The following is a 12,407-nucleotide window of genomic DNA, read 5'->3' on the forward strand; positions in this document are numbered from 1 at the left end:
GTTTAATGGTGAGCAAAAAAGAATGGTAAGTCTAGGTTTTCCAGCAGCGAATCAGCTGTGCTCGGAGATAGCAGCGTTGAAAATGAAGTTCGGCCATAAGAACCCATGATGACCAATGTTCTTTTTTTATCATACAAGTATTTGTAGAGTTCAGGGCCTGCTTTACCGGACACAGCCTTAAAGGCCGCATAATTGAAGTGGGCGCTGAGCCAGTGCGAAAGCTTTTCTCTTTGTAGTTCATTCTCATGCCCACTTTCATTTACATGTAGCATCGTTAGTTTTAATTCGTCCATTTCCGGAAAGAGATAGCTGAACTGTTTGACGGCAAATGCCGAGGAACGGCTTTCATCATAGGCCAGCAGGATTTCATCAATTTCGGTAAATGTAATGGGGGCCACTATCACAGGGCATTCTGCTTTGACAATAATATCTCTTATAAAATCCGAGGGTGACTGTCCGGTTTTGTGTTCTAAACTGGTATCCTTGGCGATTACCAGCAGATCCGAGAACCTACTTTCCTGGATGAGTCCTTCGCGTGGGGAGGTTAGATCCGGGTTTATGCTGTGTCGCACGCCCCTGTCTTCACAAATTTTCGTGAATGTCTCCATGTATATGGCACGCATTTCTTCATGCTCAGCATAGCCGGGCAGGTCACTGCCAAGGATCGTCTCCACGTAAGGCACGCCAAAAACTGTTTTCAAAGCGGGCGATTCACCTGCCAGGTGCTTTTCTCCAAAAACGGCGGTAAGTCTGGATTGTGTCAGCTGCGCCAGGTAGCATCCAAACTGCATACAAGGAATGCTGGGTTTTTCCGGATTGATTGCTAAAAGAATATTTTTCATTATTGCTTCGATTTAGATGAGCCTTTTGATCAAATCATGAAACTGATCCGGTTGCCATAGAGGACCGACCCATCGTCAAGGATCGCGTAAGCCCGGTAGTGAAAAAATGTTTTCCCGTTGATAAAGTCCTTTGTATAATTAAACTGGTTGATTCCCAACATGAACGGAGTGTCAAATATGATTTTGGTATTCTCAACGGTTGGGTCCAGTGAGTGATTGCCGACACCCCGGAAGTAGGATGTATAAACAATTCCGTATTCGATAACAGGCTTTTTACCTTGATGATCAACGCGCCTGTGATCAATGTGATTTTCAGGGGATCAAACTCGGCCCTTTCTGATAAAGCCAGAAGTACGGCCTTGCTGTCGCCAGACTTTGTAAAGCCACTGGAAGCAACAACCATTCCGTTTTTGATCAATGAATCGGCATTGTTTTCATTTGTGATCTTTGAGACCAAGCCCGTATTGGCGATCCGTGATAAGTCCTGTTTCATGATTTTATTTTAATGCGTGGGCTGCAATCCGCGAAAGCTTGATGGTTTTTTCTTTTCGGGCTCCACACCATTATTTTTCTGCAATACAAACAAGGCTATTGCCATCAAAAGGGTTGCGGGGAAAGCAGCATATAATCCCAGTGGGGCGATGCTGATCCCGAAAGTAATGCCAGCCCAGCACCCGGTAATCAGAAACTGCCCTTTGAATAGCATTGACAACGCAATCAAAAGTTGTGCGAGTGCAATGAGCAGGATCATCGGAGTAATGATAGCTTCAAAGGCACCCAGGATGAATTGTTTGTAAAGAGGAATAGCTGTGTCAGCATAGTCCTGATAGGCCCAAGGGGAGTCAATGGCGATGTAGGTATTTGCGGCGGCAGCCCCGATAAAGATTACAAAAAAGGCTGCCCTGGTAAATCCAGGGTGGTTTTTAGCAGTCCAGATTAGGGCCATAGCAACCAGATTGCTGGCAGCATATGCAGACCAGAATGCGAGCGGTGATATTCCGTATGTTTCCATGATTTATCGGGTGAAAGTGATGGGTTTATTGGCAAGTGCATTATAGATATCTTGGTAGTAGACTAATCCCGCATCTGCTTCCACCAGCGTGTAAGTGATAACGACCGGGACGGTGTGAGGTAGAGGATATGATTTTGAAGGCAGATTGTGGTAACTGGCTTCTGTAAACGCATCGGAGAGCCATTCTTTTTCCATTAAAAAGTCGTCAAGTTTAATGGGCTCAGCGACCCGGATGCAACCATGACTAAGAAAGCGGTATATTTCGCTGTCAAACTTTCCCAATCGATCATTTCCGGACTAATTAGTTTGCCTTGTGGCGAAATAACCTGCAAATTCCATTGCGAAGTATCCTTTAAAATACGCCCAACCACCTGGCCCATCTTGGTAGAATCTATCGTTTTCAGCAGCTGATTAGGAAAGCGTTTATCTGGCGATCCGTACGCTATCATATATAGTGTCCTGCTTAATTCCACACTATCGGATAGTCTGGCAAGCGTGTCCATTCCAGCAGCTGTAAGCCTGGCATATTTCCAACTGGAATACCCTTGTGCAATCAGGCTTTGATTGGCACAACTGGCTAGTAATAAAGCCAATATCAGTGCAACGGAGCGCATAGTTAATTGTTGATTTCTGTATCAAAATAACCGTATGCAGGGCTCGTATAGGCTGACGATGAATTGTTAACAATATGATTTCTGTCAGCTTTGACTGGTAGGGAAAGAGAATATCTGGCCTATGCAGGTTGCAAAGACACTTTGAAACAAGACCCATGACCTATTTCACTGTCGACCTGAATATGTCCCCCCAAGGCTTCAATCTGAAATTTTGTAATGAATAACCCTACTCCTCTTGCATCCGGATTGCCATTAAATGTTTTGTGCATTCCAATAAGTCCTTACCGTGTTTTTGCAGGTAGACCCCAATACCGTTATCCTTAGTGCGAAATTGTAGGTGGGTGTCGGTGTAAACCGTGTCAATATTGATTTTCGGGGCCCTGACCGGATGCCGGTACTTCAAAGCATTACTAATAAGATTAAAAATGATGCTTTCCAGATAGGCCGCATATGCTAAGACCTGCAGCCCGGGGTCAACATTGGTCAATACCGAGGCATTCAATGATCTAATTTGCAGACTTAAAGAATTTATTGTCGCTAAAATGTGTACGAGCAAATTGCAGGGCTGATATTTGTCTTTATCAAGATTCTGAATTTTGATCATATCTGATAAATGTTCTACCATGGATGAAAATCCTGTGGAGAGAAAATGCTAGTCCCTGATGACGTCTATCTGCTTTTTGTATGATATAAATCAGGATTGTGGCACCACTAAGATTCCAAATCTGTAAAACGCTGGATAAAGCTGACTAATATCATAATGGATTGCCGCGAACGTCAATTATTCTGGCTACTAGTCTCTATATCTTCGCCAGATCTTTATACTTAAAATGATGGTATCATGCAGTTACTAAATAGCGTTGCAATAGTTACCGGGGCTGGTTCCGGCATTGGCAGAAGTGTAGCATTAGCTTATGCCGCGGAGGGAGCTAAGGTGGTCGTTTCAGATATTCATCGGAAGGAGGGGCTGGAAACCGTGGACATGATAAAGCAGGCAGGAGGAGAATCTTTCTTTTTCAAGGCGGATGTGTCTTCTCCGGCTGACAATGCGGCACTTGTCGATGTGGCAGTTGCGACTTACGGTGCCTTACATATCGCTTGCAACAATGCCGGAATCGGTGGTGCTTCGGCACCAGTGGGAGAATACCCGATCGAGGCATGGGACAAAGTGATCGGTATCAATCTCTCCGGTATCTTTTATGGAATGCATTATCAAATCCCAGCGATGCTGAATGCTGGTGGGGGCACGATTGTTAATATGGCCTCGATTCTGGGAAATGTAGGATTTGCAAATAGTCCGGCTTATGTCGCTGCCAAGCACGGGGTTGTTGGATTAACAAAAAATATAGCATTGGAATATGGCACAAAAGGTATCAGGGCCAATGCAGTAGGGCCTGCCTTTATCAAAACACCGCTTCTAAAAGACCTGGATGCTGGTACACTCGACTGGCTGGTGACCAAGCACCCGATCGGCAGGTTGGGGGAACCTGAGGAAGTTGCTGAATTAGTATTATGGTTGAGCAGCTCAAAATCGTCATTTGTTACAGGCTCATATTATCCGGTAGATGGCGGTTATCTCGCTGGTTGAGCAGTCTCTGTCAACCACTAAACATACAATTTCATGAACATCTACATTTTGCTGGCTCACCCCGATAAAAATAGTTTCAATGGACGGCTTGCTGATGCTTGTGAGCAAAGAATGCTACTGGCCGGGCATCAGGTCCGCAGACAGAATATAGGTGAAATGCAGTTTGACCCGGTTCTGTGGAAAGGCTACTCCGTCATTCAGCAGCTTGAACCGGATTTGCAGCAGACGCAGGAAAATATCTTGTGGTGCCAAAAATGGGTGATCATATACCCCGTCTGGTGGGGCTCGGTTCCGGCAATCTTCAAAGGGCTTTTAGACAGGGCATTACTGCCAGGATTTGGTTTTAAATACCATGAAAAAGATCCATTCTGGGACAAATTCCTGGGCAAAAGGTCAGCGCACGTTATTGCTACCTCGGACGCACCGCCAATCTGGTTATGGTGGCAATACTCCAACAGTGATATCAAAGCCATCAAGAAAGCAACACTGGAATTTTGCGGGATCAAACCGGTAAAGGTTACCCGCATTGGCAGAGTCAAATATCTGGACGAAGAGAAACGCAGTAAGATTATCAAGAATATAGCCGCAGACTAGCCCTTTTAAAACATATGACCAAAACCTTTCAAGAAGTCAGTCCGCAGCAATTGGCCCAAACCCTTCAAACGGACATTACAAAGGGTCTTTCCAGTGCCGAAGCCGAATCCAGGAATCAGCGTCTGGGACTCAATGAGCTGAGTCGCGAGAAGCCTGAGAGCTTATGGACGATACTGCTCCGGCAAATCAACAGCCTTATTGTGTGGATACTGGCAGCAGCCACGATCGTGTCATTTTTAATGGGGGACACCGTTGAAGGCTTTGCCGTCATGGCGGTTATTTTCATCAATGCGGCAACCGGATTCATACTCGAATACAACGCTCGCGAATCCATGGAAGCGCTTCGCAAGCTGGATACGACGCCGGCCCGGGTTCAAAGGGACGGGCAAATCATGGAGATACATTCTGAAAACGTCACCGAAGGCGATGTACTGGTTCTGGAAGCCGGGGATCTTGTACCAGCGGATGCGAATATCGTACAGTCCAACCAACTTGAAGTAGATGAATCTGCCTTAACGGGCGAATCGCTCCCATCGGCAAAACGTGTTGAACCCTCCGCTGCGGATGCGCCACTAGGCGACCAGCACAACCGGTTGTTTAAAGGTACAGCTGTAACTAGCGGGAATGCCAAAGCCATCGTTACCGGCATTGGTCAGGCGACCGAATTGGGCAAAATCGCCACCATGGTGCACCAGGCCAAACGCACTGCGACACCGCTTGAAGCTAAACTCGATTCGCTGGCCAAAGTACTGATCTGGATCACGATTGGTTTGGCGATGCTGTTTTTGGTAGTAGGCTTGCTGCGAGGAGAGCAGACAAAGCAGCTAATAGAAACTGCGGTTGCGCTGGCTATTGCCGCGATACCGGAAGGAATGTCGGTGGTGGCAACCGTCGCACTTGCCTACGGGATGCTCAGGCTGGCTGAAAAGAAAGTGATCGTAAAACGACTTTCGGCGGTGGAAACGCTTGGCGGGACTAATGTGATTTTTACAGATAAAACCGGCACATTGACCCAGAACAAGATCGAAGTACGTCAGTTACATTTTCCGGCAGGTGATTTGTTGGTAACCCTGCGCCCAGGAAAAAATGGAAGGGAAGAGATGGAACTGGCTGGCGAGGATTTAAACCTTTCCAGCTCAAAGGAATTTGAACTGCTGGCACGGGTAGGGGTGCTGGCTAACAATGCGCAGCTGAATTCGGTGGAGTCGGATAGTAAGCAGATTGGGGATCCGGTGGAAATTGCGCTGCTGCGTTTCGCTGAGGGCGCGGGCATTGATCTGCAAGCTTTTGGTTCGAAATACATCAGAAAGGCAGAAGAGGCGTTCAGTTCGGACACGCGCATTATGGGGACACTGCACGAGTCGGAGGGGACATACTATGTTTCTGTGAAAGGGGCCGTCGAGGAAGTATGTGAGCTTTGCCATTGGGAAAGCGATAGTAAAAGACAAGAGGAGCTTGAAATTTCGGAACTTATGGCAGCTCAAGGGCTTCGCACTCTTGCATTTGCCTACCATGATACTGGGAGAATACCTTCTGAGGATTTTACAAGAGAAGAAAAGCTCACATACCTGGGGCTAATCGGCTTTTTGGACCCGCCGCTTACAGAAGTTACGCCAGCCCTACAGGCCTGCGGTAATGCCGGTATCAAAGTGATTATGGTAACAGGGGATCATCCTGCTACTTCATTGAACATTGCCAGACAGGTCGAGCTGGTCGGGCCCGGGGAACAACTTGTTTTGACCGGGAAAGACCTTCAAGCATTTGATTTTTCATCCGAAACAGATCGGGATAAAATCCTGAGATGCCAGGTTTTTGCGCGGGTCAATCCGGCTCAGAAACTGGACATGATTGATTTTTACCAAAAACGTGGAGACATTGTCGGCATGACTGGTGACGGTGTAAACGATGCGCCAGCATTGAAGAAATCAGATATTGGCATTGCGATGGGACTGCGTGGTACGGCCGTAGCCGCAGAAGCGGCCGATATGATCTTGAAAGACGATTCTTTCAGCTCCATTGTCAGGGCAATCGGGCAGGGCAGGGTTATCTTTGAGAACATTCGAAAATTCATCGTTTTCCTGCTTTCCTGTAACATGAGCGAGATTTTCGTGGTAACCTTTGCAGGCTTTCTGGGCGTCGGTAACCCATTGCTGCCACTGCAAATCCTATTTATCAACATCATCACCGACGTGTTTCCTGCGCTTGCCCTCGGTGTTGGAAAAGAAAATCACAAACTCATGCATTCGCCACCAAGAGATCCCAAGAAGCCCGTCCTTGAAATGAAAGACTGGCGCAGGATTGTTTATTATGCACTGGTGATAACTGTCTGTGTCCTTGGTGTTTTCTGGTATGGAACCAGTCAGCTGGGATTGAGCCAGATGGAGGGCAATACGGTAACTTTTTATACATTGTCATTGGCGCAGTTACTGCACGTGTTTAATCTTTATTCTAGTAAAGGCAGTTTTTTTTACAATGAAATTACGCGCAACAAGTTCATCTGGCAGGCGCAAGGTTTGTGCATTCTGATCCTGCTGAGCACCTATTTTATTCCATTTCTAAAACAAGTACTTTCCCTGCATACGCTCGACATGCAATCTTTCGGATTGATAATGATAGGGGGAATTTTACCCCTTGGAATTATTCAGATTGCACGAATGTCATATTCAAGAATTTTGGGATAGTCCTATCGAGGACTAGCAAGAGTGGCATTGGGTGAACAATATCGGTTAAATCGAATATTACATGTAGGTTTTTAAAAGGTCAACAAGTTATTTGATAGCAGTTGATTTAGGTTATCGAGCTGATGTTGCCGCTTCCCAATTGTTCTTGCCATTGTGTTATTCCCTCTTTGGTGATCAATTGTTGAATAGAGCCTATCCCGTTTGTTTAAACTCATCTGGTGTTAAAAAACCAAGTTCTTGATGTGGTCTTTGCGTATTGTATTCGTTAATCCAGTGGCCAACCACTTCTCGAACCTGTGGCAAATTTTAAATAAATAAACGTTGAGAACTTCGCGACCAAAAAGTGCCACTAAATCGTTCGATGTACGCATTCTGTGCGGTCCGCCCCGCGGTCGGTTTGCCATCTGTTTCGATTGCCTGTTCCAGAAGCCGGACAACCCGCCTTGCAGGTAGGAAAAGTCAATATCTATCCCCGGTGCCTGACGATTATAATCATCCAATACATTCAAGGCGGCCGCCGCTGCGGTACGAAAACGACGTCCATCATCATACACCGTGCGAACCTAACACTTTCAGGGTAGGTTAGCTTTCACCTAGCCTCTTTAAGCGTCGGGTATATTTGACAATTTCCACGTATCACAACCAGAACGGTTGACATGTGTATCATAGGGGAGAGATGGGGCCAAATGCTGTAACACAGAACAAGGTGGTCTTTGGCTTTTTGGCGAAATTCTTAGCAGCTGAAAATTAAACCCAAGCAGGAGCAGTAGAGAAAGAGAGGTTTTGGTTGAAAAATCGCCTTTTACATTCTTAGCTTAGCAGCGACCGCATTTTCAATCGACCCCTCACCTGTAGTATATCCAACCCGTTTTTCTATTAGTTAGTTATCAGGGCCAAATAATGCCCATACAGGAATTGCTTCCAGTTGATATTTTTTATTGAGCTTTGTAAAGCTTTCGGTATCATTTAATAGCTACTGTTGCCAAGGCATACTTTCTTCTTTTAAAGCATTTTGCCAATGTGCTTCATCTTTGTCAATTGAAATGCTGTAAATGCTAAGGCTGTTGCCGTAGTTTGCTTGTAATGACTTTATCTGAGGAATTTCTTTTCGGCAGGGTAAACACCAGCTCGCCCGGAATACGACTAATTTGAATTTATTATCCTGGTTAAGTATTGAAGAAATGATCTTTTGATCAGGCTGTTTCAGTTTTAGATCGGCCGGGAATTGGCTTCCGGTATCGTTATTATACGATAGAAAATTTTGTATATTTTTATATACTGACGAGTTCGCTAGCGATTTGTCAAACCCAGATAATAACCTTGCAAGTTGCTTTTCGTCTAAATCCCCTTTACTCACGTTAAGTGTGTTAAGCAAATAGATGGATTTTGGATATTTTAAAACAAGATCAGCATTATGCTTAATATCGGCATCTGTCTTTCCCGTCACAAAGTTTCCATGGTAAAATGCAGCTTCGGTTTGCGAATTAACATGATCTAACTCTAACACAATTTCTTCTGGATTCTTGCTTTTAAAGCCTTGTAAAGGAGTAAGTTGTGTCGTTCCGGGATGTTTACACAATCTACAATCAGCCCAATCTCGTTACGTACAGAGCGTTGTTCTTTCAAACCGTGGAATTGTGATAGTAGTAGGCCACACCTATGTAAGAATCATTACATCGTGATTGCAAAGGATGTTTTTGGTTCAAGAAACTGGTTCAGCTCCTAGCTTAAAATGTAACCATATGCACTAACGCGCTGGAAGCGTTCAGTTTTTCACTTTAAAAAAAACATACATTGTTTCACTATATACGCTTGTGAATGCTGAGGTTTTTGTTTCAAAATAGAGAAAAACCTGTGAAGCGGTCATTGGCTTCACAGGTGAGGTTTGTCTTCTCAGTTTCTAGCGAATTTTTCAAGCTCAAAGTTGAATTTATCCATTTCTTCCAAGAACAATCCGTGTCCGCCTTTTTCAAATTTTACGATGTAAGAACCTTTGATGGCTTTGTTAAGCTGTTCAGCCTGAGCATAGTTACACAATTTGTCATTCACACCGTGGAATATCGCAACCGGCATTTTGATTTTTCCAAGCACCGGACGAAGATCCAGGTCACCCAATGCGCTGATAGCCTGCGTAGTTGCGTAAGGGGATGCATTTAAGTTGATGCTTTCCAACCATTTGATGGATTCCGGCGTAAGTCCGCCTTCTTGTCCTTCAAATGCTTTTCCAAAGCCTGCCACCAATTGTTCGCGGTTCGTTTTAGTCTGTTGGATCAAATCCGTTGCGCCCTGCTCAGTGATGCCGTAAGGATGGCCTTCACGATGTTTCCATGATGGACCAGTTGCACCGAATACGGCTAACTTATTGATATGGGCACCATTATATTTGGTTACGTAGTGAAGTACCACGGCACTGCCCATTGAAAATCCGCCTAAGGTTGCGTTCTGGATTTTCAGTTTTTCCAAAACTACTTTAATGTCGTCGGAGAAAGTATCGAAGTCATATTTTCCGTAAGGTCTGTCCGATTTTCCGAAGCCGCGGAGTGAAATCCCGATCACCCTGAACCCTTTTTCAACCAAATATTGGTATTGATATTCGTACATGTCATTGTTCAACGGCCATCCGTGAATGAGCACGACGGGCTGGCCTTCGCCGAGGTCAATCACGTGGAGTTTTACATTTTTCTCCACTTCAATGTATTCTTCTCTTCCCAGTGAGGCGGGCTTGCGTATTTGTGCAAATAGAGATTGGCTTTGGATAAAAGTGAAAAGGAATGCGATAGTCAAGGCAATGGTTTTCATCTGAGTAGTAAGTTTGAATGTTTGAGTTAATCGGCTAACGGTTAGCTGATTGTCATATCGTTTTGACATTACAAAGGTGGCAGCTTAGTCAGCCCGAAGGAATGGATAAAAAGCCACGCGCCTTGTACATTTTTCCCGAAAGGCGAAATTATGGCTTGTAAAAACTGGAAAGTTGATCCAATCGCTGCCTGATCAGCGCATTTTTCATTGGCTCAAACCTTGCCACCTCTATATTGTCTTTGGTCACAACCACATGAAACGGCTGATTCAACTTGCTGGTCATGTGGTAAACCGACACGAGTTCTGCAAGATCCTCGGACCACGCCGCCATTCCATATAATGAAGGGAAAGGGGTTTTGGCGAGCTTGCGATAAACATCCGGTGCCAGATTGATCGGAATAGCTTTACCGCTTCGGAAACGTGTCTGTTCCAGCAGCGAATCAATGTATGGATCTTCGGGCACGGTCACCATGCGCCAGACATTTTTGGTATAAGGCGTCGGCGTAACAATGGAATCTTTTTCGGCAGAATAAGGCGTTACCTCCGCTACCGCGTCTACCACGTGCGTAGCCTCGTGCAGCAGCACATAAAGGAGCGCATCCATCTTGCCGCCTTCCACACGTACTTTATAACTTCCCTGACCTTCTAATTTGAAGCATGTATTTTCCTTCCATGTCGCCCATTCCGAAATGGTCTCATCCAGCAGCCCGGCGCGGAATGTAATGTTGAACATTGTCGGCCCGCTGCCAGATTCAAGTAATGAGGTCAATGCCGTGTTGGGCATATTGTCCATGAAGCTGATACTTTGCAAATGCTGTTTCAAAATGCGCTGGTGCAGAGGCGGCAAATGTGCAAAAGCATTACGCACTTTGTCCTTTTCTACTGTCGTCAGCGCGTGGTTAACTGGCTTCATCCCATCTTCTCGAAACATTTTGAAAACACTTTCGGGGGCAATTTTTACACGTTCGTAAGGTTCAGATTTACCTAATGTATCTCCACTTTGTGCAAAGGACCATGTTGGCAAAAACAGCATTATTAAAGCTACAACTGTGTATGCTAACCGCATTTTTCTGATCATAAGTGTTTTCTGAATTAATCTGTAATCTTCAACGAACTAATAGAAGAACCATCCAATTCAAGATGGTAATTCATCACAAGTGGACTACCCGGAAATGTGCCGCTTACTTCCAGAGTCAGTTTCCCTTTTGAGCCGGTTTGACTAAAATCAATGGGTGTCAGCTGCATATTATACTTCTCTGTCGCTTCCTCGATCCACCCTTCAATTTCCTCCCTACCCGAATAGGACGAACCTTCGTCGGAAACGGTTGCGTGTTCTGTGAAGTAATTGGCAAATGCTGTGCTGTCTTGGTTGTTTTGTGCTTTGATAAAGCCTTGGATGTTTTCTGGAAGTTTCATGATTTTGAATGTTTATGTTGATTTAAAATTGGTTTTGTATTGAATAAAATCTTGATAAAAAAAGGGATTATAATGTGGGAATGGTGCCGCCATCGATCACATATTCGGTGCCTGTAAGGTAAGTGGCTCTCGTAGAAACCAGGAAGCCGACCAGTTCGGCAACTTCATATGGCCACGCCGGTCTGCCAAACGGAATGCCTCCTAATGCGTCCATGACGCTTTTCTCAGCGTGCTCGGTGGTTACGCCCGAACTTTCGGCGATCCGCTCCATCATTCTGACCGAAGCCGTGGTCATAATCCAGCCGGGCGAAACGGTCAGCACGCGCACACCTTTCGGTGCTACTTCATTAGACAAACTTTTGCTGTAATTGACCAAAGCGGCTTTTGCTGCCGCATAAGGCAATGTGGAGTCGTACAAAGGAAGTTTCGCCTGAATGGATGCTATGTGGATAATGACGCCTTCGTGCCGGTTGATCATTCCTGGCAAAAATCCTCGATCCAGCCGCACAGGCGCCAGCAGATTGGTTTGAAAAGAGGATTCCCAGTCTTCATCAGAAAGCACCGCAAATCCACCCGCAGGCGTTTCCGAGCCTCCCATATTGTTGATCAGAATGTCCAGTCGGCCGAATTTTTCAATGACTTCGTCCACCACTTTCTGCGTTCCTTCCGGTTTGCTTAAATCGGCTGCTATGAAATGCAGGGTATTATTTTCTTCTTCCGGCCTGTTTCTGGCTGTAATGATCACCGTTGCACCTGCTTGTAACAGACGATCGGCGATTGCTTTTCCGGCTCCTTTGCTGCCGCCGGTTACCAGGGCAATTTTATCTTTTAGTTCGTTTTCAAAATTGAAGTCCATGTCGT

At 45.4% G+C, this 12,407-nt stretch carries 15 protein-coding genes; 4 read left to right on the forward strand and 11 right to left on the reverse strand.

What is annotated here, in order from left to right:
* Positions 1 to 2 precede the first annotated feature (2 nt).
* Positions 3 to 842, reverse strand: a complete 840-nt coding sequence (locus tag NFI80_RS00535; RefSeq protein WP_235164293.1) for a putative universal stress family protein — start codon at positions 840 to 842, stop codon at positions 3 to 5.
* Positions 843 to 1,123: 281 nt separating this feature from the next.
* On the opposite strand from NFI80_RS00535, the gene NFI80_RS00540 reads away from it, so the two are divergent.
* Entirely contained in the window at positions 1,124 to 1,348 is a 225-nt protein-coding gene (locus NFI80_RS00540; protein ID WP_235164294.1) for a hypothetical protein, read from the forward strand.
* Here NFI80_RS00540 and NFI80_RS00545 read toward each other — a convergent pair.
* The 4 genes from NFI80_RS00545 to NFI80_RS00560 all read right to left on the reverse strand — a co-directional run bounded on the left by NFI80_RS00545 (position 1,345) and on the right by NFI80_RS00560 (position 3,072).
* Positions 1,345 to 1,854, reverse strand: coding sequence for a hypothetical protein (locus NFI80_RS00545; RefSeq protein ID WP_235164295.1), 510 nt, complete (start codon positions 1,852 to 1,854; stop codon positions 1,345 to 1,347). The genes NFI80_RS00540 and NFI80_RS00545 overlap by 4 nt on opposite strands.
* A 3-nt stretch (positions 1,855 to 1,857) precedes the next feature.
* Positions 1,858 to 2,049, reverse strand: coding sequence for a hypothetical protein (locus tag NFI80_RS00550; protein WP_235164296.1), 192 nt, complete (start codon positions 2,047 to 2,049; stop codon positions 1,858 to 1,860).
* Complete coding sequence (locus NFI80_RS00555; protein WP_235164297.1) at positions 2,049 to 2,468, reverse strand: hypothetical protein; 420 nt, start codon at positions 2,466 to 2,468, stop codon at positions 2,049 to 2,051. Before NFI80_RS00555 ends, NFI80_RS00550 begins: the two co-directional genes overlap by 1 nt.
* Before the next feature lie 226 nt (positions 2,469 to 2,694).
* Positions 2,695 to 3,072 (reverse strand): hypothetical protein, encoded by a 378-nt coding sequence (locus tag NFI80_RS00560; protein ID WP_235164298.1) that lies wholly within the window; start codon positions 3,070 to 3,072, stop codon positions 2,695 to 2,697.
* A 237-nt stretch (positions 3,073 to 3,309) separates the two neighbouring features.
* Between NFI80_RS00560 and NFI80_RS00565 the strand changes: the two genes are divergently transcribed.
* From NFI80_RS00565 to NFI80_RS00575, 3 genes are read left to right on the forward strand one after another with little or no spacing between them, the layout of a single operon-like run.
* On the forward strand, positions 3,310 to 4,056 hold the full coding sequence (locus NFI80_RS00565; RefSeq protein ID WP_235164299.1) for an SDR family NAD(P)-dependent oxidoreductase: 747 nt from the start codon (positions 3,310 to 3,312) through the stop codon (positions 4,054 to 4,056).
* Positions 4,057 to 4,089: 33 nt separating this feature from the next.
* A complete protein-coding gene (locus tag NFI80_RS00570) occupies positions 4,090 to 4,650 on the forward strand; it encodes an NAD(P)H-dependent oxidoreductase (protein ID WP_235164300.1) in 561 nt (186 codons plus the stop codon).
* A 14-nt stretch (positions 4,651 to 4,664) separates the two neighbouring features.
* On the forward strand, positions 4,665 to 7,331 hold the full coding sequence (locus NFI80_RS00575) for a cation-translocating P-type ATPase (RefSeq protein ID WP_235164301.1): 2,667 nt from the start codon (positions 4,665 to 4,667) through the stop codon (positions 7,329 to 7,331).
* Between the two features lie 192 nt (positions 7,332 to 7,523).
* Here NFI80_RS00575 and NFI80_RS25635 read toward each other — a convergent pair whose 3' ends face one another.
* The 6 genes from NFI80_RS25635 to NFI80_RS00600 form a co-directional block, all read right to left on the reverse strand.
* Complete coding sequence (locus NFI80_RS25635; protein ID WP_374759653.1) at positions 7,524 to 7,634, reverse strand: integrase core domain-containing protein; 111 nt, start codon at positions 7,632 to 7,634, stop codon at positions 7,524 to 7,526.
* A 670-nt stretch (positions 7,635 to 8,304) separates the two neighbouring features.
* The gene (locus tag NFI80_RS00580) at positions 8,305 to 8,838 is read right to left on the reverse strand and encodes a TlpA family protein disulfide reductase (RefSeq protein WP_254414162.1); all 534 of its coding nucleotides are present in this window, start codon (positions 8,836 to 8,838) and stop codon (positions 8,305 to 8,307) included.
* A gap of 386 nt (positions 8,839 to 9,224) precedes the next feature.
* Positions 9,225 to 10,130, reverse strand: coding sequence for an alpha/beta fold hydrolase (locus NFI80_RS00585; RefSeq protein ID WP_235164303.1), 906 nt, complete (start codon positions 10,128 to 10,130; stop codon positions 9,225 to 9,227).
* Between the two features lie 148 nt (positions 10,131 to 10,278).
* Entirely contained in the window at positions 10,279 to 11,196 is a 918-nt protein-coding gene (locus NFI80_RS00590) for a hypothetical protein (RefSeq protein ID WP_254414163.1), read from the reverse strand.
* A gap of 26 nt (positions 11,197 to 11,222) precedes the next feature.
* A complete protein-coding gene (locus NFI80_RS00595; RefSeq protein WP_235164305.1) occupies positions 11,223 to 11,546 on the reverse strand; it encodes a nuclear transport factor 2 family protein in 324 nt (107 codons plus the stop codon).
* Between the two features lie 67 nt (positions 11,547 to 11,613).
* Positions 11,614 to 12,402, reverse strand: coding sequence for an SDR family oxidoreductase (locus tag NFI80_RS00600; protein WP_235164306.1), 789 nt, complete (start codon positions 12,400 to 12,402; stop codon positions 11,614 to 11,616).
* Positions 12,403 to 12,407: the final 5 nt, after the last annotated feature.

The sequence above is a fragment of the Dyadobacter chenhuakuii genome, assembly GCF_023821985.2.
Classification (GTDB): Bacteria; Bacteroidota; Bacteroidia; order Cytophagales; family Spirosomataceae; genus Dyadobacter; species Dyadobacter chenhuakuii.

Bases quoted from the DNA above. Each gene is read 5' to 3' on its own strand.
- NFI80_RS00550 (WP_235164296.1), bottom strand. From the start codon at position 2,049: ATGGAAAAAGAATGGCTCTCCGATGCGTTTACAGAAGCCAGTTACCAC.
- NFI80_RS00565 (WP_235164299.1), top strand. From the start codon at position 3,310: ATGCAGTTACTAAATAGCGTTGCAATAGTTACCGGGGCTGGTTCCGGC.
- NFI80_RS00575 (WP_235164301.1), top strand. From the start codon at position 4,665: ATGACCAAAACCTTTCAAGAAGTCAGTCCGCAGCAATTGGCCCAAACC.
- NFI80_RS00590 (WP_254414163.1), bottom strand. From the start codon at position 11,196: ATGCGGTTAGCATACACAGTTGTAGCTTTAATAATGCTGTTTTTGCCA.
- NFI80_RS00555 (WP_235164297.1), bottom strand. From the start codon at position 2,468: ATGCGCTCCGTTGCACTGATATTGGCTTTATTACTAGCCAGTTGTGCC.
- NFI80_RS00560 (WP_235164298.1), bottom strand. From the start codon at position 3,072: ATGATCAAAATTCAGAATCTTGATAAAGACAAATATCAGCCCTGCAAT.
- NFI80_RS00600 (WP_235164306.1), bottom strand. From the start codon at position 12,402: ATGGACTTCAATTTTGAAAACGAACTAAAAGATAAAATTGCCCTGGTA.
- NFI80_RS00570 (WP_235164300.1), top strand. From the start codon at position 4,090: ATGAACATCTACATTTTGCTGGCTCACCCCGATAAAAATAGTTTCAAT.
- NFI80_RS00585 (WP_235164303.1), bottom strand. From the start codon at position 10,130: ATGAAAACCATTGCCTTGACTATCGCATTCCTTTTCACTTTTATCCAA.
- NFI80_RS00595 (WP_235164305.1), bottom strand. From the start codon at position 11,546: ATGAAACTTCCAGAAAACATCCAAGGCTTTATCAAAGCACAAAACAAC.
- NFI80_RS00545 (WP_235164295.1), bottom strand. From the start codon at position 1,854: ATGGAAACATACGGAATATCACCGCTCGCATTCTGGTCTGCATATGCT.
- NFI80_RS00535 (WP_235164293.1), bottom strand. From the start codon at position 842: ATGAAAAATATTCTTTTAGCAATCAATCCGGAAAAACCCAGCATTCCT.
- NFI80_RS00540 (WP_235164294.1), top strand. From the start codon at position 1,124: ATGATCAACGCGCCTGTGATCAATGTGATTTTCAGGGGATCAAACTCG.